Genomic DNA, 21,021 nt, shown 5'->3' with positions numbered 1-21,021 from the left:
AGAACCCTCTACACATGAACGACAGGTGGTTCGCGTGAGTGACCGATTCGACGTGGTCTCGGAGGCGGCCATCCGCGACGGCACCGCGACGGACGCCTACTTCCTCCGCACCGAGACGACGCTCGAAGCCGCGGGGAAGAATCCGAACGTCGTCGCCGAAGTGACCGCCGACCAGTTCCCGACCGGCGAGTTCGAACTGCTCTCCGGCGTGAAAGACGCGGCCCACCTCCTCGAAGGGCTCCCCGTCGACGTGGACGCGATGGAAGAGGGACGACTGTTCGACGGCGGCCCGGTGCTCACCGTCGAAGGGCGCTACCTCGACTTCGCGCGGTACGAAACGTCCTTGCTCGGCTTCCTCTCGCACGCCTCGGGGATGGCGACCAACGCGCTCGAGACGCGCCTCGCCGCCCCGGACTCGACCGTACTGAGTTTCGGCGCGCGACACGTCCACCCCTCCATCGCCGCTGTCGTGGAGCGGTCGGCGCTCGTCGCCGGGTTGGACGGAATCTCGCACGTCGCGGCGGGCGAACTGCTCGACGCGGAGGCTAGCGGAACGATGCCCCACGCGCTGCTCATCTGTTTCGGCAACGGAAATCAGGAGGACGCGTGGCGGGCGTTCGACGACGCGGTCGGCGACGACGTGCCGCGGGTGGCGCTCTGCGATACGTTCTCCGACGAGAAAGACGAGGTGCTCCGCGCGGCGGCGGCGCTCGGCGAGTCGCTCGACAGCGTTCGCATCGACACGACCGGTTCGCGCCGAGGAAACTTCCGACACATACTGCGCGAACTTCGCTGGGAACTCGATTCGCGCGGCTTCGAGGACGTGGGCATCTTCGCCAGCGGCGGCCTCGGCCCGAACGAACTCCGCGAACTCCGCGACGTGGCGGACGGCTTCGGCGTCGGCAGTTACATCAGCAACGCGGACCCCGTCGACTTCGCGCTCGACATCGTGGAGGTCGACGGCGAACCGGTGTCGAAGCGCGGGAAACTCTCGGGCAGGAAACAGGCGTATCGCACGGCGGACGGCGGCCATCACGTCGGTCTCGCGCGCCACGACGCGGAGGGTGAACCGCTGCTACAACCGCTCCTCCGCGACGGCGAACTCGTGCGGGAGTTCGCCGTGGACGATGCGGCCCGGCGTGCCGGCGACGACGCGGCGGCAGTTGGGTTCGGAGATTAGAGCCGTTCGATGCTCCCTTCGGGTTCGCGCTCGCGGAACACCGGCCCGTCGACGAGGGTGACGAACACGTCGTCGTCCTCCCACGCGCCGTGGGGGAGACCGGCCTTGCGGCAGGTGCGGTCGAGGTACTCGAACACGCTCCAGTTGTGCTCGACGGGCAGGGTAGGGTACATCCACGCCTGCTGGCCGCGTCCTTCGACGGCGACGCCGTGGCGTCCCGGTTTGATGTCGTTCGCGGGGTCGTCGGTTAACACCGTGTTCTCGACGATGAACACCGAGATGTTGAGATTCGACAACTCTGCCGGTTCGACTTCCGACCCGCAGGAGTCCCCGCTGGCCGCCGCGATGGCCGAATCGACTATCGCGTGACCCAACTGTTCGCTCGTCTCGTAGGCACCGGCACACCCGCGCAGGCTTCCGCGCCCACGGGTTGACTCCAGTCGAACGAAGACGCCGGTTCGAGCGTAGAACGCTTCCCGCATGCTGCCGGGTTGTTCACGCTGCCCGTTGATTACGTACGAAGTGACCGCCTCCCGTGCGAGTTCGACCGCGCGCGTGCCATCCTCGTAGGTGAGGGTAACTGCCTGTGCCTCAGACATACAGACTACCCTTATGCACAGAAGCATCTTCAACGCTTCCCTTCAATCTGGCCGTCTTTAAGCCCCCGTGACCGCGCGGACCGAACGGCTTAAACGCGTCTGTGGGCTAGCTTACTACGGCAGAGGGAGCCCGGTTCCCGCGGTTCACGGTGTCGGTTACCGACACCCACGTGAGGAAAGTCCCCCCACCGTCCGGGCAGGCAACCGGGCGCAAGTCCGGAGCGGGAGACCGCTGGCTCTGGAACAGAAACGAGACCACTTCGCACGACCGATGCGGTGCGCGAACCGACCCGCAAGGGGAGGGAGTTAACCCACCGAGGGACGACTGCGAAGAAGGGATGGAACGGCGAATCCTTGCCGGTGCAAGTCCGCACCGCTTGGTAGCTCGGACACGGCCGGTCTCCGGCCGCGGTGCGGACGCTCAGCCGAATGCCGGGCCGAACAGAAGGGGGCTTACTCCCCTCAGCCGCTTTTCATATGCCGAACGCGAGCGCCAGTAACGCGACCACGGCGAGTAGTTCGATCAGAACCACCGCCAGGCCCGCTCCTGCTTTGATGTGCCTCATGCTGCCCGGTTCGTGCATCGATACCAACCTCAATAAGTGAGAACGATGGTTCGCCATCGTTTCCGTTTTCAACGGTACAATAACCGATTAAACGGTTTAAAGTGACGATTGTACGATACGAAACGCTCGTCTCGTGGGTACCGACGCCCCGGCGCACCGACCGGCCTAGTAAATAATAACCCCTTATTTACTAGAGACTCCTAGTCAAACCCCGTTTTCTGGCAGAGCGATTAATAACGCTCCGGCGAGTAGGTTCGTCCGATGAGCGACAATCGGACGGAGACGCTTCGTCTATCGGTTCCCGAGATGGACTGTCCGTCCTGCGCCGGAAAGGTCACCGCGAGCGTCGAGTCCGTCGACGGGGTCACCGAGACGGACGCGCAGGTCGCGGCCGGCCGACTCGTGGTCACCTTCGACTCCGAGACGGCCGACGCCGCCGACGTTCGCGCCGCCGTCGAGAGCGCGGGCTACGACGTGGTCGACGCGCGGACGGAGACCCTCTCGGTCCCCGAGATGGACTGCCCGTCCTGCGCCGGGAAGGTCGAGAACGCGCTGGGCGACGTTCCCGGCGTCGAGGGGTTCGACGCCCAACCCGCGTCGGGCCGGGTCGTCGTCACCGCCACGGACGCCTCCCGCGACGACCTCGTGAAGGCGGTGGAGGGCGCGGGCTACGACGTGTCCGACGTATCGACCGACGACGAACCGGCGGTCGAGTCGTCGCGGGCGGTGTGGACGAGCGCTCGCGCGTTGAAGACGTGGGCCGGGGCGGCCTTCCTCCTCGGCGCGCTTTTCGTCGAGTTCCTGCTGCCCGCCGCGAACGCCGACCTCTTCGCCGCCCTCGGTCGGACGTTCACCGTCGCGGACGTGGGCTTTCTCGCCGCCGCCGCCGTCGGCGGGCAGGCGGTCGTTCGAAACGGTTACTACTCCGCGAAGAACGCCAGCCTCGACATCGACCTGCTGATGGCCGCCGGAATCGTCGGCGCGATCGCGGTCGGCCTGTACTTCGAAGCCGCGACGCTGGCGGTGCTGTTCAGCGTCGCCGAACTGCTGGAACGCTTCTCGATGGACCGCGCCCGCAACTCCCTGCGCGAACTCGTCGACCTCTCGCCCGACACGGCGACCGTGCGCCGGGACGGCGACGAGGAGACGGTTCCCGTCGAGGAGGTTCGGGTCGGCGACACCGTGGTGGTCCGCCCCGGCGAGAAGATTCCGGTCGACGGCGACGTGCGCGAAGGGACGAGTTCGGTCAATCAGGCGCCCATCACGGGCGAGAGCGTCCCGGTCGAGAAGAGCGAGGGCGACGAGGTGTACGCCGGCACGGTGAACGAGGAGGGGTACCTCGAAGTCGAAACGACCGCGAAGGCGAGCGACTCGACGCTCTCGCACATCGTGGAACTGGTGGAGGACGCCGAGAGCAACCGGACCGAACACGAGCAGTTCGTCGACCGTTTCGCGAGCTACTACACGCCCGTGGTCGTCGCGGGCGCCGTCCTCACCGCCGCGGTTCCGCCCCTCTTGTTCGGCGAGGCATTCGAGGAGTGGTTCGTCCGCGGTCTCACCCTGCTCGTCGTCGCCTGTCCCTGCGCGTTCGTCATCAGCACGCCCGTCAGCGTCGTCTCGGGTATCACCAGCGCGGCGCGAAACGGGGTCCTCGTCAAGGGCGGCGACCACCTCGAAGCGATGGGCGAACTCGACGCCGTGGCCCTCGACAAGACCGGGACGCTGACGAAAGGGGAACTGACCGTCACCGACGTCGTTCCGCTCAACGGAAACGACGAGGACGACGTGCTCGGGTGCGCCCGCAGCCTCGAACACCGGAGCGAGCACCCCATCGCGGAGTCCATCGTCGACTACGCCCGCGAGCGGGGCGTCGAGGAGAGCGAGGTGTCCGACTTCGAGAGCCTGACGGGGAAGGGCGTCCGCGCCGACCTGGACGGCGCGACCCACTACGCCGGGAAACCGGCGCTCTTCGCCGAGTTGGGCTTCGACCTCGAACACACCCACCTGACGACGGACGGCGGGATGGTGGTCGGCGAGGAGGCGGACGGGGACTCGCTCGAAACCGAGAGCATCTGCGACGGTCGGGACGACTGCCTCGACCTGCTCTCGGAGGTCGTCCCGCGCTTCCAGCGGGACGGAAAGACCGTGGTCATCGTCGGCACGGAGGACGAACTGGAGGGGGTCGTCGCCGTCGCGGACGAGGTGCGCGACGGTGCCGGCGAGGCGGTCGCGCGCCTCCGCGACCTCGGCGTCTCCCGCGTGGTCATGCTCACGGGCGACAACGAGGGAACCGCACGCACCATCGCGGAGCGGGTCGGCGTGGACGAGTACCGCGCCGAACTCCTGCCGGAGGAGAAGGTCGCCGCCGTCGAGGAACTCGCCGACGGCGGCGTCGCGATGGTCGGCGACGGCATCAACGACGCCCCCGCGATGGCCGCCGCGACGGTCGGCATCGCCATGGGCGCGGCGGGCACCGACACCGCCATCGAGACGGCCGACGTGGCGCTGATGGGCGACGACCTCGGAAAACTTCCCTACCTGCGGAATCTCGCCCGGAAGGCCAATCGCGTCATCCGCCAGAACATCTGGACGAGTCTCGCGGTGAAGGCGGTGCTCGCGGTCGGCGCGCCGCTCGGCCTCGTCACCGTCGTCCACGCCATCGTCGTCGGCGACATGGGCATGAGCCTCGGCGTGACGAGCAACGCGATGCGGTTGGCCGGCGTCAGTCCCGACGACGAGTGAAACCCCGCCGTCGGTTCGCCTCCGTCGACGTAACGCAAAGAGCCGTTTGAACCTATAGAAGACTTATTCCCGAGCGCGAATTTTCACGGCGTATGCACGAACCGAAACGCCGCTCCGTCCTCGCCGCTATCGGGGGCGCGTTGGTAACCGCCGGGTGCGTGAGCGACCCGACCGGTATCGGCGGGCCGGGCACCGACGACACGACCACGTCCGACGACACGACCGCCGTCGACGAGACGACGACCGACGATTGGCTGTCCGCGGCCTCGAACACGCCCGATCCCGACCACGCGATCACCCTCCGGAACGAGAGCGACGATGCTAGAGTCGTCCGCCTCCGAGTCGTCCGGGAGGAGACCGGCGAGACGGCGTACGACGAGACGCACGAACTCTCGTCGGGAGGCGGCGTCCGCGCGTACAATCTGAAGCAGGCCGACCCCGACGGCGTCGAGGCGTTCTCCGTCTGCGGCGAACTGGTCGACTCTGCGACGACCGGAGCCCCCACGACGAACTCGCCGCGCCGTGGCTGCGCGACCATCCGGACGAGCAAATGTTACGGCAGTGCTCACGTGACGGTTCGGGACGACGGGGTTCAAGTCGTCTACGCCATCTGCTGAGTTCGCCGATTCGGTCGCCGACTACCGCATCGCGCCGCCAACCGCCGAGTCCTCTTCCGATTGCCGCCACTACTGTTAAGCTGCGCCCCGTACCCTCCGCCGATGGCCCACGACCACGACGCCGGCCACGACCGCGGCGACGCCAGCGTTCGCGCGCTGACGCTCGCGCTGGCCATCAACACCGTCTTCCTCGTCGTCGAACTCCTCGGGGCCGTCTACAGCGGGTCGCTCACCCTCCTCGCGGACGCGGTTCACATGTTCGCCGACAGCGCCAGCCTCGGCCTCGCGCTCGCGGCGGCGTGGATTTCGGCCCGTCCCGCCGACGCCAAGCGAACCTACGGCTACCAGCGCGCGGAGGTGCTCGGGGCGCTCGGCAACGGACTCCTCCTGCTCGTCGCGGTCGGCTACGTACTCTTCGACGCGCTCCGCCGCTTTCGGAACCCGCAACCGGTGGACGCCGAACTGGTCGTCGTCGTGGGCGTCCTCGGACTGGCGGCGAACCTCGCCGCGGCGTGGGCGCTGTCGGGCCACCGCGAGGTGTTGAACGTCGAAGGGGCGTTCCTCCACCTGCTCGCCGACGCCGCCGGGAGCGTGGCCGCCATCGCCGTCGGTATCGCGCTCGCGTTCACCGATTTCCTCCTGCTCGACCCGCTGTTCGCCCTCGCCGTCGCCGCGCTGGTGGTCTACTCCGCGAAGGACCTGTTCGCGGAGAGCTTGAACATCCTCCTGCAGGGCACGCCGTCCGGCATCGCGGTGGACGAGGTGCGCGAGTACCTCGCCGACCTGCCGGGCGTCGTGGAGGCCCACGACGTTCACGTCTGGTCGATCAGTTCGACGAAACACGCCCTCTCGGCGCACGTCGTGGTCGAAGACGACGTCGACCCCGACGCGGTGCTTCGGCACTGCCAATCCGAACTCGCCGACCGATTCGACATCGACCACGCGACCATCCAGGTCGAATCGGGGTCGTACAGCCACACCCTCGATTTCGACTGCTACTTCCGGAGCCGCAAAGTTTGATATCACGACGTTCCATGATACGTTAATGAAGCGGCGTACGCTCCTGATCGCCCTCTGTATCGTTCTCTCCGGGTGCGCCGGCGCACAGTTCGACCGGCCGACGACGTCGCAGACGACCGACGGGAACGCGACGACTGGCACGACTAGCACGACCGAAACGACCGGTACGATCGGAACGACCGGAACGACTAGCACGACCTCGAAGGGTACGGTCGTGGACCGCGCCAATCCGTGGGGCGAGCGGGTGTTAACGGTCGCCATCAACCGAAGCGCGAAGAACCCGCGCGACCGTCGCGCCGAAGTCCGGCGGGCGCTCGACTACTGGGAGCGACACAGCGAGCAGTACGCGGGGTACGCCGTTCGGTACGAACTCGCCCCGAACGCCGAGAATCCCGATCTCGTCGTCAACTTCGTCGAGGAAGTTCGAAGCTGTCCCAGCATCCAGCACGCCGCGGGTTGCGCGCCGTACATCACGAAAGCCTCGCAGGTATCGCGACCGATGCGCGTCGACGTGGGCGATTCCTTCTCGACCGACTCGACCGTCCTCGTCCTGAAACACGAACTCGGCCACACGCTCGGGCTGAACCACAGTTCGGCCCCCCAGTCGATAATGTCCGCCGAGGCCGCCCTCTCGATGCGCCCGATGCGGAACGCGACGGAGCGCCCGCTCCCGTGGGCGGACTCGCACTTCACGGTCTACCTCGGCCCGACCGACGACCGCGCCGCCGTGAAACGGCAGGTGCAACACGCCCTCGACTACTACGCCCGGGGTGCCGCGGGCACCGTCCCCGCGAACGTCTCGTTCTCGTTCACCCGCGACCGCTCCGCGGCGGATATTGTGATTCAATTCCCCGACGAACTGCCCTGCAGTTCGGGGTCGAGCGGTTCCTGCGGGGGCGTCCGCGGCGTCGACCCCGACCGGGACGGCGCGCTGGAGGAGTACAAGCGACTGAAAATATCCATCTCGAGCGTCGACACGGACGCGGTGGGTTGGTACGTCGGCTACTGGTTGGGGTACGGATTCGGCCTCGAAGACTCGGAACTCGCGCCGCCGTTCCGGGACGCGTCCGCCGAGGAGCGGCGGAGTCGGTGGTGGACGTAGCGCGTCTCGCCGGCGTCCTCCGCTACGCTTCGAAGCCGTCTTCCCACCGGAACGTTCCGTCCCGCTGGACGACTTCCCCGTCCACTTCCATCCGCGAGCGCTCGCTCATGTCCGTTATCATGTCGACGTGGACGGCGCTGTCGTTGCCGGATTCGCCCTCTGGGAGGCAGGCGTCGTAGGCGCGACCGACCGCGAGGTGGACGGTGTCGCCCATCTTTTCGTCGAAGAGGATGCTGCCGGTGAACCGGTCGATACCGCGGTTCATCCCGACGCCGAGTTCGCCGAGCCTGCGCGCGCCGTCGTCCGTGTCGAGGACGTCGGCCAGCACGTCCTCGCCGACCTCGGCGTCGAAATCCACCACCTCGCCGCCCTCGAACGCGAGGCGGGCGTTCCGGATTCGTTTTCCGCGGTGGGTCATCGGCACGTCGAAGAACACCTCGCCTTCGGTCGCGTGCGGCGCGGTGAACACCTCGCCGCTGGGCAGGTTGTGCGAGTCGTAGGCCACCGACGCGCAGCTGTTCACCGCGGTTCGGCCCTCGACGGACATCGTGACGTCGGTGTTTTCCTTGACGATTCTGACTTCGCTCCCCTCGTCGAGAATCGTCTTCATCCTCGCCATCTCCTCGGCGAGCGACTCCCAGTCCCGGAGGACGGCGTCGTACACGAAGTCCTGATACTCCTCGTAGGCCATCCCGGCCTGTTGCGCGCCGGCGCGGGTCGGGTGGAGCGTGGACACCCAGTCGGTGCCGAGGCGGGCCTCCTGAATCCCCGTCGTCGCTTTCGAGTGCGCCTGTTGCACCTCGCCGGGCACGTCCGCCTTCGCCGTCGCGTTCCGACCGCCGGCGAGGACGAGCACTACGTCGGCGTTCTCGTAGAGCGCCAGTTCGTGTGCGGGGTCCTCGTCGAAGTCCCCCTCGTGCGCGCGGAGGTACGCCCGCGTGACCTCGCCGGAGTCGTACACCGTCAGCAGGTTCGCACCTCGTTCGCCCACCTTCTCGCCGACCGCCACCGCGAGGTCGTGCGCTTCCTCGCCGACGAGGACGACGACGTCGTCGCCGTCCTCGACCCGCGCGCTCCAGTCTACCAACACGTCCGCGTGCTCGTGGATTCGTTCGTCCATACCCGACGCTCGGAGGGCGAACGAAAAGCTCCCGCGATTCAGAACCGCGGCGATTGCGCCTCGCTGATCCCGTCACTAACGAGTCGGTTGCTCCGCTATCGAACACCGGTCGAACTCCCGAAACGAGCGAGTCACCGAGCGACAACGGTCGCCGCCGCGTACGCGGCGATGGCGACCAACACGATCGCGCCGCCGGCGGCCAGTCCGTAGGCGTACGACAGCGTGATTCCGACGACGACGGCGACTTCACCGACGACGACGCCGAGGAGGAGCGACTGGCGGAAACTCCGCGCGACCTGCGCCGCCGCGGCGACGGGGACGACCAGCATCGCCGCCACGAGGATGACGCCCATAATCCGCATGGCGGCGACGACGACCAGCGCGGTCAGCACGACGAGCAGACGGTTGTACCGACGCACCGGAATCCCAGAAACGCGGGCGGCCGTCTCGTCGAACGTCACCGCGAACAGTCGGCGCCGGGTCGCGCTCACGACGCCGACGACGAGCGCCGAGAGCGCGACCATCATCGTGACGCTCTCCGCCGTCACCGTCGCCAGGTTCCCGAAGAGGTACTGGTCGATGCCGACCGCGATACCGTCGTCCGAGAGGCTGATGAGCACGCTTCCCAGCGCGAACCCGCCCGAGAGCACGATGGCCATCGACACGTCTCCGTACGCGTCGGTGCGCTCCGCGAGGGTCTGTATCGCCAGCGCCGCGAGGACGGACACCGCGAGTGCGGTGAGATACGGCGACGTCGCGACGTTCAAACTTCCGAGAAACAGCCCGACCGCGACGCCCGCGAAGGCCGAGTGGGCGAGCGTGTCGCCGATGAGCGCCATCCCCCGGTGGACGAGGAACGACCCAACGAGGGGCGCGACGAGGCCCACGCAGAGCCCCGCGATCAACGCGAGACGCATGAACCGATAGCTGAGCATCTCCGCGAAATCAATCATGGTCGTGGTGAAGTTGGCGCTGGTTCGCGCCGTAGGCGTCCGCCAGCGCGTCGCCGGCGTCGAACTCGTCCGCGTCGCCGTGGAAGTACAGCTTCCGATTCACGCAGGCGATTCTGTCCGCGTGCTCGGTGACGACGCCGATGTCGTGTTCCACGAGGACGACGGTCAACCCGTCCCGATTCAGGTCGCGCAGCAGTCCGTAAAACGATGCGCGCGATTCGGCGTCGACGCCGACGGTCGGCTCGTCCAGTACGAGCACGTCCGCGGCGGCGGCCAGCGCGCGGGCGATGAAGGCGCGCTGTTGCTGGCCGCCCGAGAGCCGGTCGATGCGGCGGTCGGCGAGGTCGGTGATTCCGACCGTTTCCACGGCGCGTTCGACGGCGCTCCGGTCTCTTTCCCCCGCGAATCCGAACCCGAGGTGAGGGGCGCGGCCCGCGGCGACGACCTCCCTGACCGTCGCCGGCATTCCCGATACCGCGGTGACGTTCTGCGCGACGTAGCCCACCCGTCCGTTCTCCCTCCCCTTTCGGGGGCGTTCGCCGAACAGTCGAACCGACCCCTCGTCCGGGTTGCGCAGGCCGAGAACGAGTTCGAGGAGCGTGCTCTTGCCCGACCCGTTCGGCCCGACGATCCCGAGAAATTCGCCGTCTTCGACCGTCAGCGAAACGCCCGAAAGAACCGGTCGATCTCCGTAGCCGAACGTCGCGTTTTCGACTTCGACGACCGTCATTTCGCCCCGAGCGCCGTCTTCAGCGAGGGGAGGTTCACCCGCTCCATGATTTCGACGTAGCCCCAGCCCCGCTCGTTCCACTCCTCGGTGACGCCCGGAATCGGCGTGATGGGGAGGTGGTCTTTCGCGTCGGTTTCCGCCACCAGCTGTTTCGCGGCTCGGCCGGACTCGAACACCGGTGCGAGGACGTGTTCGATCTCGTGTTCCGCGATGAGTTCCTGCGCGCGTCGAACGTCCGCCGGACTCGGCGCGGAGTCCGGCGCGAGTCCCGTCAGGGCGTGAACCTCGAAGCCGTATCGATCGACGAGATACCGGAAAGCGTCGTGTCCCGCGACGAGAACCGCGCTCTTCTCCGCCGATTCGAGTTCGGACTCGAACCGTTCGTCCAGTTCGTTCAGTCGATTCCGGTAACGCGCGGCGTTTTCGGCGAGCGCGTCCGCGATGGTGCCGTCCATCCCGGAGAGACCGTCCTCGATGGTCGAGACGGCCCGTTTCGACCGCCGCGGATCGAGCCAGAAGTGGGGGTCGATCGCCCCGTGGTCGCGGCCGCCTTCGTCCTCCTCGCTCGCCTCCGAGCGGTTTCCGTTACGATCCTGACCGCGGTGTTCCCCCTCCTCCGACTCGTTTGCGTGCTCGCCCGCGTGTCGCTCCTCGTGCCTCCGAGCGGGGAGGAGGTCGATACCGCGTCTGGCCGCGACGACGGTGAGCTCCGGACGCTCGTTCCGGACGTTTTCGACCACGTCGTCGGCCCACGGCTGGAATCCTTCGCCCATGTAGACGACGGCATCGGATTCGAACGCGTCGCGCTGAACCTGCACCGATGGTTCCCACCCGTGACCGTGCTGGCCGATCGGCACCAAACTCTCGACGGTCGCGGCGTCCCCCGCGACGTTCCGCGCGAAATCGGTCAGGACGAAAAACGTCGCTCGAACTGCGTTCGTGCTCCCTCCGCCCTCGCCGGAGGAGGCCCCGAGGCAACCGGCGACGCTCCCGGCGGCGAACAGCGCGGTTCCCATCTCGAGTACCCGTCTTCGACTGATGTCGGTCGCCATGCTATTAACAACTCAGTACCCAATCTTAATAACTTCTGCTATTCATGGGTACGAGATTGTTAATACGGCGCTCCGGCGGCGGCGAGGAGAACCGCGGGCGACCGCCGAACGTCGCCACTGACGACGGTCGAAGCGAGAAAATGACGGTTCGGAAACCCCGCTTCAGGGGAAGACGAGCACGGTCGCGTGCTCGGTTTCGAGCACCTCGACCTCCTCGCCGCTCTCGGCGCGGTACTCCTCTTCTATCTCCACCCAATCGCCGGCGAGGGTGACCTCCTCGCCCGCCGCGTCCAGCGTCAGTTCGCCGTGGGTGTCCAACTGCGCCTTGAGTTCGGCGGGGTCGGCCGACTCCAGCGCGCCGATGACCGCGCCCGCCCGGTCCCGGAACTTCGGACCGATGGACGAGTGGTCGGGCGAGACGCCGACCGGGACGAGTTCGACGTTCGGCCGGCCTTCTTCGAGGTAGACCGGCCCGTTCACCGCCTCGCTCAGGTCGTAGGTGTCCGGCTTGCGCTCGCAGTCGGCGTACAGTTCGATGCGACCGAGTTCCTGGTTGAGCGCCATGCCCTCGTCGGACTTCCACGCCCGAACCGCCCCGGCGACCTCGGCGATTATCTCCCCGGCGAGTTCGGCCTCGTCGTCGTGCATCTCGACGTCGGGCCACGCCGCGCGGTGGACGCTCCCTTCGGTTCCGGGGAGGTGGCTGTACACCTCCTCGGTGAGGAAGGGGGAGAACGGCGATAGCATCCGAACCGTCGCGGAGACGCAGGTGTAGAGGGCGTGACGCGCCGCGTTTCGCTCGCCCGGTCGACCCTCGTAGAGGCGACCCTTGACGAGTTCGAGGTAGTCGTCCGCGAGGTCGTCCCAGACGAACTCCCGGAGCGTGCGGAGGGCGCTGTCGTAGCGGTAGGCCTCCATGTCGTCGCCCACGCTCTCGGCGGTTTCGGACAGTCGGGAGAGGATCCAGCGGTCGGCGTCGCGGTAGGCCGGGTCGGCGACCTCCGGGGTGTTCTCGTCGAAGTGGCTCGCGGAGAACTGGAAGATGTTCCACACCTTCGTCAGGAAGCGGGAGGCGGACTTGACCTCCTTCCAGTGGAACTGGACGTCGCTTCCGGGTTGGCCGCCCAGCGCGAGCGACTGGCGGAAGGCGTCCGCGCTGTGTTTCTCGACAGCTTCGGTCGGCGCGACGACGTTCCCCCTGGACTTGCTCATCTTGTGTCCGTCCGGCCCGAACACCATCCCGTTGACGAGGATGTTGTCCCACGGACGCTCGTCGGTGAGCTTTCCGACGCGCAGGAGCGTGTAGAACGCCCACGTTCGGATGATGTCGTGCCCCTGCGGGCGGAGCGCCACGGGTTCGAACTCGTCGAGCGCGAGGTCGTCGGGCCACCCGGTGATGTGGAGCGGGGTGATGGAGGAGTCCATCCACGTGTCCATGACGTCCGTCTCGCCGAGCCACGAGTCCGCTCCGCACTCGGGACAGTCGCCGACCGCCGGGTCGGTCTCGGTCGGGTCGACCGGCAGCTCCTCGACCTCGGCGATGTGCCAGTGGCCGCACTCGCCGCACTCCCACGCCGGAATCGGGGTGGCGAACACGCGCTGCCGGGAGATGACCCAGTCCCAGTCCATGCCCTCGGTCCACTCTTCCAAGCGCGAGTGCATGTGCTCCGGGATCCACTCGACTTCCGCCGCCTTCTCCAGTATCTCCTCGGGATGGACCTCGACGAACCACTGCTCCTTGGAGAGGATTTCGATGGGCGTGTCGCAGCGCCAGCAGGTGCCGACGGACTGTTCGGTCGGTTCCGAGTCGTTGAGATGACCCTCCTCGTCCAGCGCCGCGGCGATGTCTCCCTTCGCGTCGTCTATCGACAGCCCCGCGAACTCGTCCGCGAGGTCGTTCAGGCGACCGTCCTCGGTGACCGCCGGACGCAGTTCGAGGTCGTGTTCGGCCCACCAGTCCACGTCCTGCTTGTCGCCGAACGTACAGATCATCACCGCGCCGGTACCGAACTCGCCGTCGACCGCGTCGTCGCCGATGAGTTCGACCTGCTGTCCGAAGAGCGGCACTTCGAAGGTCTCGCCGATTCGGTCGGCGTAGCGTTCGTCCTCGGGGTCGACGGCCATGCCGACGCAGGCGGGGAGGAGTTCGGGGCGCGTCGTGGCGATCTCGATGTCGTCGTTATCGACGCCCTCGAACGTGACGTAGTACAGCGTCCCCGTCCGGTCCTCGTTCTCGACCTCCGCGTCCGCGATGGCGGTCTGACAGCGCGGACACCAGTTGACGGGGTGTTCGTCGCGGTAGACGTACTCTTCCATATCGACGAACGACCGCTGAGTCTTCCCCCAGTACTCCGAATCCATGGTCCGGAACTCGGAGTTCCAGTCGATGGAGAAGCCCAACTCGTTCATCGTCTCCTTCATCGAGTCGATCATGTTCACCGTGTGCTCGATGCAGAGGTCGCGGAACTCCTCGCGCGACACGTCGGTCCGGTGGATATCGTGTATCTCCTCGACCTTGTTCTCCGTCGGCAGGCCGTGGCAGTCCCACCCTTGGGGGAAGAGGACTTCCTCGCCTTTGAGGCGGTGATAGCGCGCCGCGAAGTCGATGTAACTCCACTGGAGACCGTGGCCGATGTGGAGGTTTCCGGTGGGGTACGGCGGCGGCGTGTCGATGACGTAGTCCGGGTCGCCGTCCGGACTGTACACGTCGGAGTCTTGCCACTCGTCGCGCCACTTTCGCTCGATGCGCTCGGGGTCGTAGTCGGTTGGAACGTCAGTCATGGCTGCAGATTGCTGTCGCTAGATGGTGATTCGGCGAGAAACACGGTCGACTCATCGTCTGCGCTAGAGACGTACTACCGACACCATCGCGCTCATACCTTGACTCTGCGCGTCGTCGCTGATAAAGGTTCCCGTCCGACGGCACCCCGGAATCAACCTCGAATCGCGCGATACGTCCGAATCGTAACGAACACCACTGCGGTCGCGGCGGCGGCGATGACGGGGAGGAGCAACTGCGGCACTCGCTCGAGGACGAGCAGGAGGTACGGCATCGCCACGAAAACGGCGATGAGCGCGAGGAGCGCGATGACGACGTTCAGCCGTCGGACGATTCTATCGTCGGTCACACTTCGGTTCTCGTCGGAATTCGTTTAATCGTACCGAAAATCCGACCGCACTGAATCGTTCGTTCTCGCCACGCGTCTCGACGACTTCGCTAACGCTTTCGCCGAAACGATTACCGCGTTCGTCCCGTAGGTGGGGCTACCGAGATGACTAGCTTCGAGCGCGTCGACCTCCGAATACCGCCGGACGAGGCGGTCGACGTCGTGCGGGAGGCGGTGGACGACCTTCGCGTGGTCCGGACCGACGGCGCCGTCGAATTCCGGACGGGTACCGGGTTCGTCGTCGCCGCGATTCGGCCGACCCCCGAGTCGGGCACCGCGAAAGCGACGCTTCGATATCGGGTCGCTCCGCGACTGCCCGTCTTCCTCCACGGACTGTCGAGGGGTGCCGAGATTCGGGACGCGCTCGACGCCCACCGCGCGTAGGCGACCCCCGCAACGTGATTTTTATACTTTCTCGCCCGTCTCGTTCCGTATGACCATCTACGAGTCCGAGATTCCCGGCGTCGGACACAAGTTCGAACTCGAACTCGACGGCGAGGAGCGACTCGTCGTCATCATCCACCACGACGGGAAGCGCGAACTCTACCGCCGCCCCGGCCCGAACGAGGACAGCGTCAAACTGGCCTCCCTGACCGGGAAGAAGGCGCGACAGCTCGGCTCCATCCTCGAAGGCGCGTACTTCCAACCGGTCGAGATGGACGAGCTACACGTCCCGCTCGGCGAAGCCATCATCGAGTGGGTCGAGGTCGAGGACGGCGCGCCGCCCGTCGGACGGACCCTCGCCGACGCCGCGATTCGCCGGCAGACCGGCGTCTCGGTCATCGCCATCCAGCGCGGCGAGGAGACCATCGCGAACCCGGACCCCGAGACGGAGATCGAGGCCGGCGATATTCTGGTCGCCATCGGAACCCGCGAGGAGCAGGCGGCGCTCACGGAACTGCTGAACGCGGGCGACGCAGAGGACGCACAGTCCTGACGATGGCGGGGTCGCTCCTCGTCCAGTTCGGCATCGCGGTGACGGCCATCGCTCTCGTCGGCGCGCTCGCGGTTCGCGTCGGTCTCTCCGTCATCCCCGCGTACATCGTCGTCGGCATACTCGTCGGACCGAACGAACCGACGAGCGTCGGGGGTATCTCGCTCAGGCTCGTCCGGACGAGCGAGTTCATCGACCTCCTCGCCGAACTCGGCATCGTCTTTCTGCTCTTCTTTCTCGGGTTGGAGTTCAGCCTCGAACAGCTCGTCTCGAACCGCGAGAAGCTCGTGCGAATCGGTCTCGTCGACCTCGGCGTCAACTTCGCGCTCGGTCTCGGACTCGGCGCGCTGTTCGGCTTCTCGTGGCTCGAGACGCTCTTTATCGCGGGAATCGTCTACATCTCGTCCAGCGCCGTGATAACGAAGTCGCTCATCGACGAGGGGTGGATCGCGAACGCGGAGAGCGAACCGATCCTCGGGACGCTCGTCTTCGAAGACATCTTCATCGCCGTCTACCTGGCCCTGCTCTCGGCGGTCGCGCTGGGCGAGGGGAGCGCCTCCGACGCCGCCCTCTCCGTCGCCACGTCGTTGGTCTTTCTCGCCCTCCTCGTCGCGGTCGCGTGGTACGGATCCGAGCACGTCGAACGCCTCTTCGGCGCGGAGTCGAACGAACTGTTCTTACTGAGGGTGACCGGGGTCACCGTCCTCGTCGCGGGTGCCGCCCTGGCGTTGGGTATCAGCGAGGCGGTCGCCGCCTTCTTCGTCGGGACGGCGTTCAGCCAGACCGCCCACGTCCAGCGCATCGAACAGGTGCTCTCACCCGTCCGCGACCTGTTCGCCGCGGTGTTCTTCTTCTCCATCGGCCTGACGACCGACGTCACGCTCCTGGCCGGCGTCGTCGCGCTCCTGTTCGCCGCCGTCGTCATCACCACGGTCGGCAAGTTCGCGAGCGGGACGCTGTCGGGGACGTTCTACGGACTCGACCGACGGCGCTCGATCCGCGTCGGCCTCGGAATGGTGCCCCGAGGCGAATTCTCGCTGGTGCTGGCGGCGCTCGCGACGAGCGTCGGCACCGGCGCGCTCGCCGAACTGATTCCCGCGTTCGCGGTGGGGTACGTCCTCGTCATGAGCATCCTCGGTACGCTGTTGATTCAGCACGCGGACGGGGTGACGAACGCGGTCGAAACGGTCGTTCCGCGCTTCTGACGCCCCGTGCTGCCGACGGACGCGTCATCGCCGACGGTTGACCCCGAAGACATCGAAGCGATCCGCGTTCTCGCCCTGTTCGTCGACCCGTTCGTCCCCGCGCTGTCGCTCTCGGTAACCGCGATACCGCCGTCCGTCGCGAAGACGAGCCTCCTCCTGTCGCCGTTCCTCGTCGCCAGGTTCCCCGTCTACTACGTGACTCTTCCGAGCGCGAGCGTGGGCGTGGGGATTCGCCGTCGTGGCGTTCGCGGGGGGCGCGCTGGTCGGACTCGTCGCGCTCCGATACGGCGGTCCCGGCGGTCTCGTCACGCTCGTCGACAACGGAGCCATCGCGGCGTACGCCTACAGTCGGCACGGGGTGACGTTTCCGCCTCGAACGTCGCGGCGTAATCCCCGACCGGAACCGCAACCCCTACCTCTCCCCCTACGCCACCTACGCCCATGCAACTGGGCGTCATCGGACTGGGGCGCATGGGACGAATCGTAGCGGACAGAACGCTCGCCGCCGGGCACGACGTGGTCGCCTACGACGTGTCCGAGGAAGCCATCGAGTCGGCCGCGGAGGCGGGCGCGGAGCCCGCGGATTCGGTGACCGACCTCGCGGAGAAACTCGGCGACGAGAAACGAATCTGGCTGATGGTGCCCGCCGGGGAACCGGTGGACGCCGCGCTCGAAGATCTGGAACCGCACCTCGACGGGGACGACGTCGTGGTCGACGGCGGCAACTCCCACTTCGAGGACTCGGCGCGCCGGGCCGAGACGACCCCGGCGGCGTACCTCGACTGCGGGACGAGCGGCGGCCCTGCTGGGGCCGAACTCGGCTTCTCGCTGATGATCGGCGGGCCGGAGTGGGCCTACGAGGAGCTAACCCCGGTCTTCGACGCGGTGGCGACCGGCCCTGACGGCCACGACCGAATGGGAGAGGCGGGGTCGGGCCACTACGTGAAGATGGTTCACAACGGCGTCGAGTACGCGCTGATGCAGACCTACGGCGAAGGGTTCGAACTGCTCCGCGAGGGACGCTACGACCTCGACCTGGAGGCCGTCGCCCGGACGTGGAACAACGGCGCGGTCGTTCGGTCGTGGCTGCTCGAACTCTGCGAGGAAGCGTTCCGCGAGGAGGGGACCGACCTGGGCGACGTGGCCGACCACGTCGCGGGCGGTTCGACCGGGACGTGGACCGTCCAGGAGGCGCTGGAACAGGAGGTTCCGGTTCCGCTCATCTACCAGTCGCTCGCGGAGCGGTTCGGCAGTCGGTCGGAGGGTCGCTTCTCGCGGCGGTTGGCGAACCGACTGCGGTACGGTTTCGGTCGGCACGAGGTCGCGCGGAAGTAGTCGAACGGAAACCCGCGACTCACGACTCGACGAAGGCGCAGAACCCGTCTCGGTGATTCTCTATTCGAACGTCCTCGAATCCGGCCTCGGCGAGCAGTGACGGTAGTTCTTCGCGCGACTGCCCGGAGTGGGGCGTGAACGCGACCGCGACGGTGCCCCCGGGTTTCACGACGCGTCGTAGCTCCCGAAGGCCGGCCACCGGGTCGGGCCACGCCTGCACGGAGTTCATCGTCATCGCCGCGTCGAAGACGTCGTCGTCGGACGGTAAGTCGTCCGCGAGACCGCGCCGTAGTTCGACCAACCCCGAGCGAATCGCCGCCGCGTTTCGTCTCCGCGCCTGTTCGACCATCACCGGGGATGCGTCCGCTCCCGCGACGAATCCGCGCGGAACCGCTTCGGCGAGGCGCTGAATACCGACGCCGGGGCCGAAGCCGACTTCGAGCACGCGGTCGTCCGGGTCGAGGTCGAGTTCGGAGACGACCCACCCCGCGAAGGCCCGTTTCGACCGGACCATCAGCTTTCCGCCGAGTCGCCCGAGTACGCCGGAGGGATGCCCGAAAGCGCGGTCGAGGAGGGTATCGAAGAACACGATCGGTCCGACGCACTGAACCCGTGTAACTCTTCTCCCGCTCGCACCCCTCGTACCCTCCCGCACTCGCGTCAATCACAATGCTGTTAAACCACCGTTCCGTAGCTTCCGCCATATGGTAAACGAACTGGGTCTGGGACTCGGGCTACTGCTCACGCTCGTCGCGGTAGCTCTGCACTTCACCAAGGGAACCGAGTGGCGCGTCGCGGACGACATCTCCCAAGAAGTGCTCGACCGGCGTGCGGCGAGTGTCCCCGAAACCGACTTCCCCGAACCGATGAACCGCTCCATCGGCGGTGGCGGTGCGGTGGCCGTCGGTGCCGGTGCGGAAGGCGAACTCGAAGGCGAGGGGGCCGAGGAGGAAGAGGAGGGCTTCGACCCCGCCGCCATCCCGGAAGACGAGATCGAGTACTACGAAATCGAGTACGTCAAAGAAGGTTCGACCATCGAAGTCGCAAACAACGAGACGCTCCTCGAAGCGGGCGAAGACGAGGGCTGGGACTTACCGTACTCCTGCCGAGAGGGTTCGTGTCTCTCATGCGGCGCGAAGATCACCGAAGGCGAACCCGAGGACGTCGTTCACAGCAACAACGACACGCTCAGCGACGACGAACTCGACCAGGGCTACATCCTGTCCTGCACCGCGTACCCGCAGGCGGACATCAGCATCGAAACGAACGAGACGCCCTGACCGTCTTCTGTCTTCGGCCCTTTTCCGTTCGCGATTCGGAGTCGAACCAGAACTCGCGGAGCAGCGTCGAAGATTGACCGGGTCACAAGGTTAATATTCGCGGGAGAGTAGCACTGGATGAGGGCGCGTAGCTCAGTGGACAGAGTCCTTGGTTCCGGACCAAGATGTCGCGGGTTCAAATCCCGTCGCGCCCGTGTAGCGAGGAACGTAGTGACGAGCGAACCGGCACGTGGGATTCTGAAGTAGACCGAGGTTCTGCGCGAAGCGTAGGTTCTCGGACGTGGTGCAAATCCCGTCGCGCCCGTCACGTTTCATGACGATTTACATCTAACAGATGGCGTGGAGTTGCTTATAAATGACCGAGTGCTCCGGCGGGAGAGTTCGTCGTGCTGCATGACGCGGGTCGCCGCTGTGGTGTGATTCGCGAGAACTAAATTCTCTCAGATGTGCTCGAAGTGGTTACACCGAGGAACGACCACACCTTTATCTGAATCGGTCAGCTATTAAAAGGGATGGCAGATGACAAACAGGGCCGAGATGCAAAAGCAGATGACGAAGAGCGACGCCAGCCAGAGCGGAAGCGAGAGGAAGTACGTGATCACGCCCAAGAAGACCAAGCGATGCCCGGCGACCCTGGTGGACAGCTCGGCGACCTTGACGAAGCACTCGAAACCCAGAATTATCCAACCACGACGAACAAACTGGTCGAGGCCTATGGCGACTACGAAATAGAAACTCAGGGCGGGACGGAATCTCTCGAAGAAGTACTTGCCTCGACTGATGACCAAACGTACGTCTCCGCCGATGACGCTCGAAGTCGGATACTGGGACTAATACACCGCTAGTGAAGGCGGCTCAGTCATCCCCGTCTTGCTAGTCGGCCATCCCTGGGTTCGAGACGTGTACCCTCTGTATCTTTCGATTTGATTGGGGGCCGAGCTGCTGTTACAAACGTCGTGCTGCATACAGAGGACGTATCCATCATGGATGCCTCGCTTATTTCGCCTCAGTGACGCTGAACCAACCGCTAAGTAGACGCCTATTGAATGGCTGTGTCTGCCGAAATATTGGTTGAGAGATAGGGTGCCGTTCAGGAAGACATGGGGTCGCAATTCCAACTGGGGTCGTGACCGGTGCGGTTGATAAGGTCAGAACGACACGCTGGGCAATAGTCTGGGGTGACAGATTCGCTTCGAGGGACGTACACCGCGCCGCCGCACTCCACGCACGCATCCGCAACGATAGTCGCGCAGTCCGCGCAGACGTTGAAGTCGTCAACTGTGAGGTCGCGCAGTGGTTCGAGTTGTTTATCCAAGTTATACTCGTCGATGACCGACTGACAGTTATGGCACGGTTTCATGGCGATGCGTGTAGCACCACGAGACCACTCCCTAAATATCTACTTCCTGGAACTGACAG

The 21,021-nt window shown here is 66.1% G+C and carries 21 protein-coding genes, 1 tRNA gene and 1 other RNA gene; 13 read left to right on the top strand and 10 right to left on the bottom strand.

Features of this window, described 5'->3' with window-relative positions:
- The first annotated feature begins 34 nt into the window (after positions 1-34).
- Positions 35-1,180 (top strand): nicotinate phosphoribosyltransferase, encoded by a 1,146-nt coding sequence (locus LIX00_RS08820; RefSeq protein ID WP_227352826.1) that lies wholly within the window; start codon positions 35-37, stop codon positions 1,178-1,180.
- Here the strand turns inward: LIX00_RS08820 and LIX00_RS08815 are convergent.
- A complete protein-coding gene (locus LIX00_RS08815) occupies positions 1,177-1,779 on the bottom strand; it encodes a TIGR00296 family protein (protein WP_227352825.1) in 603 nt (200 codons plus the stop codon). The two genes, LIX00_RS08820 and LIX00_RS08815, sit on opposite strands and share 4 nt — an antisense overlap.
- Before the next feature lie 118 nt (positions 1,780-1,897).
- Here LIX00_RS08815 and rnpB point away from each other — a divergent pair.
- From rnpB to LIX00_RS08790, 5 genes are all read left to right on the top strand, one after another.
- Positions 1,898-2,247: RNase P RNA component (gene rnpB / locus LIX00_RS08810), an RNA gene on the top strand.
- Positions 2,248-2,606: 359 nt separating this feature from the next.
- The gene (locus LIX00_RS08805; protein ID WP_227352824.1) at positions 2,607-5,087 is read left to right on the top strand and encodes a heavy metal translocating P-type ATPase; all 2,481 of its coding nucleotides are present in this window, start codon (positions 2,607-2,609) and stop codon (positions 5,085-5,087) included.
- A gap of 92 nt (positions 5,088-5,179) precedes the next feature.
- Positions 5,180-5,704, top strand: a complete 525-nt coding sequence (locus LIX00_RS08800; protein WP_227352823.1) for a hypothetical protein — start codon at positions 5,180-5,182, stop codon at positions 5,702-5,704.
- Between the two features lie 102 nt (positions 5,705-5,806).
- The gene (locus LIX00_RS08795) at positions 5,807-6,724 is read left to right on the top strand and encodes a cation diffusion facilitator family transporter (RefSeq protein WP_227352822.1); all 918 of its coding nucleotides are present in this window, start codon (positions 5,807-5,809) and stop codon (positions 6,722-6,724) included.
- A gap of 25 nt (positions 6,725-6,749) precedes the next feature.
- Positions 6,750-7,826: a matrixin family metalloprotease gene (locus tag LIX00_RS08790; RefSeq protein WP_227352821.1), complete on the top strand. Its 1,077-nt coding sequence runs from the start codon at positions 6,750-6,752 to the stop codon at positions 7,824-7,826.
- A gap of 22 nt (positions 7,827-7,848) precedes the next feature.
- On the opposite strand, the gene LIX00_RS08785 is transcribed toward LIX00_RS08790, so the two are convergent.
- The 6 genes from LIX00_RS08785 to LIX00_RS08760 form a co-directional block, all read right to left on the bottom strand.
- Positions 7,849-8,946: an aminopeptidase gene (locus tag LIX00_RS08785; RefSeq protein ID WP_227352820.1), complete on the bottom strand. Its 1,098-nt coding sequence runs from the start codon at positions 8,944-8,946 to the stop codon at positions 7,849-7,851.
- Positions 8,947-9,077: 131 nt separating this feature from the next.
- The gene (locus LIX00_RS08780) at positions 9,078-9,899 is read right to left on the bottom strand and encodes a metal ABC transporter permease (protein ID WP_227352819.1); all 822 of its coding nucleotides are present in this window, start codon (positions 9,897-9,899) and stop codon (positions 9,078-9,080) included.
- A complete protein-coding gene (locus LIX00_RS08775) occupies positions 9,892-10,629 on the bottom strand; it encodes a metal ABC transporter ATP-binding protein (RefSeq protein ID WP_227352818.1) in 738 nt (245 codons plus the stop codon). The genes LIX00_RS08780 and LIX00_RS08775 overlap by 8 nt, the downstream gene beginning before the upstream one ends.
- The gene (locus tag LIX00_RS08770; protein ID WP_227352817.1) at positions 10,626-11,681 is read right to left on the bottom strand and encodes a metal ABC transporter substrate-binding protein; all 1,056 of its coding nucleotides are present in this window, start codon (positions 11,679-11,681) and stop codon (positions 10,626-10,628) included. The genes LIX00_RS08775 and LIX00_RS08770 overlap by 4 nt, the downstream gene beginning before the upstream one ends.
- A gap of 162 nt (positions 11,682-11,843) precedes the next feature.
- Complete coding sequence (locus LIX00_RS08765) at positions 11,844-14,462, bottom strand: valine--tRNA ligase (RefSeq protein ID WP_227352816.1); 2,619 nt, start codon at positions 14,460-14,462, stop codon at positions 11,844-11,846.
- A 152-nt stretch (positions 14,463-14,614) separates the two neighbouring features.
- Positions 14,615-14,809, bottom strand: coding sequence for a hypothetical protein (locus LIX00_RS08760; RefSeq protein ID WP_227352815.1), 195 nt, complete (start codon positions 14,807-14,809; stop codon positions 14,615-14,617).
- A 144-nt stretch (positions 14,810-14,953) separates the two neighbouring features.
- Between LIX00_RS08760 and LIX00_RS08755 the strand changes: the two genes are divergently transcribed.
- Genes LIX00_RS08755 through LIX00_RS08745 form a run of 3 tightly spaced genes read left to right on the top strand, consistent with a single transcriptional unit; the run spans position 14,954 to position 16,987 of the window.
- Positions 14,954-15,232, top strand: a complete 279-nt coding sequence (locus LIX00_RS08755) for a hypothetical protein (protein ID WP_227352814.1) — start codon at positions 14,954-14,956, stop codon at positions 15,230-15,232.
- 49 nt (positions 15,233-15,281) lie between these two features.
- Positions 15,282-15,785, top strand: coding sequence for a cation:proton antiporter regulatory subunit (locus LIX00_RS08750; RefSeq protein WP_227352813.1), 504 nt, complete (start codon positions 15,282-15,284; stop codon positions 15,783-15,785).
- 2 nt (positions 15,786-15,787) lie between these two features.
- Positions 15,788-16,987 carry a cation:proton antiporter gene (locus LIX00_RS08745; RefSeq protein WP_227352812.1) on the top strand — a complete coding sequence of 400 codons (1,200 nt, stop codon included), beginning with the start codon at positions 15,788-15,790 and terminating at the stop codon, positions 16,985-16,987.
- 24 nt (positions 16,988-17,011) lie between these two features.
- On the opposite strand, the gene LIX00_RS08740 is transcribed toward LIX00_RS08745, so the two are convergent.
- Positions 17,012-17,317, bottom strand: coding sequence for a hypothetical protein (locus LIX00_RS08740; protein WP_227352811.1), 306 nt, complete (start codon positions 17,315-17,317; stop codon positions 17,012-17,014).
- 111 nt (positions 17,318-17,428) lie between these two features.
- On the opposite strand from LIX00_RS08740, the gene gnd reads away from it, so the two are divergent.
- On the top strand, positions 17,429-18,322 hold the full coding sequence (gnd, locus tag LIX00_RS08735; protein WP_227352810.1) for a phosphogluconate dehydrogenase (NAD(+)-dependent, decarboxylating): 894 nt from the start codon (positions 17,429-17,431) through the stop codon (positions 18,320-18,322).
- Positions 18,323-18,341: 19 nt separating this feature from the next.
- On the opposite strand, the gene LIX00_RS08730 is transcribed toward gnd, so the two are convergent.
- Positions 18,342-18,911 carry a class I SAM-dependent methyltransferase gene (locus LIX00_RS08730; protein ID WP_227352809.1) on the bottom strand — a complete coding sequence of 190 codons (570 nt, stop codon included), beginning with the start codon at positions 18,909-18,911 and terminating at the stop codon, positions 18,342-18,344.
- 115 nt (positions 18,912-19,026) lie between these two features.
- Between LIX00_RS08730 and LIX00_RS08725 the strand changes: the two genes are divergently transcribed.
- The 3 genes from LIX00_RS08725 (at position 19,027) to LIX00_RS08715 (ending at position 20,447) form a co-directional block, all read left to right on the top strand.
- The gene (locus LIX00_RS08725; protein ID WP_227352808.1) at positions 19,027-19,602 is read left to right on the top strand and encodes a 2Fe-2S iron-sulfur cluster-binding protein; all 576 of its coding nucleotides are present in this window, start codon (positions 19,027-19,029) and stop codon (positions 19,600-19,602) included.
- 121 nt (positions 19,603-19,723) lie between these two features.
- Positions 19,724-19,796 (top strand) — tRNA-Arg (locus LIX00_RS08720).
- A 318-nt stretch (positions 19,797-20,114) separates the two neighbouring features.
- Entirely contained in the window at positions 20,115-20,447 is a 333-nt protein-coding gene (locus LIX00_RS08715) for a DUF5789 family protein (RefSeq protein WP_227352807.1), read from the top strand.
- A gap of 245 nt (positions 20,448-20,692) precedes the next feature.
- Here the strand turns inward: LIX00_RS08715 and LIX00_RS08710 are convergent, their stop codons facing one another.
- Positions 20,693-20,962 (bottom strand): DUF7571 family protein, encoded by a 270-nt coding sequence (locus LIX00_RS08710; RefSeq protein WP_227352806.1) that lies wholly within the window; start codon positions 20,960-20,962, stop codon positions 20,693-20,695.
- Positions 20,963-21,021: the final 59 nt, after the last annotated feature.

It is taken from the genome of Haladaptatus salinisoli, assembly GCF_020614375.1.
In the GTDB taxonomy this organism is placed as follows: Archaea; Halobacteriota; Halobacteria; order Halobacteriales; family Haladaptataceae; genus Haladaptatus; species Haladaptatus salinisoli.
This window is presented reverse-complemented; position numbering and strand designations above follow the sequence as displayed.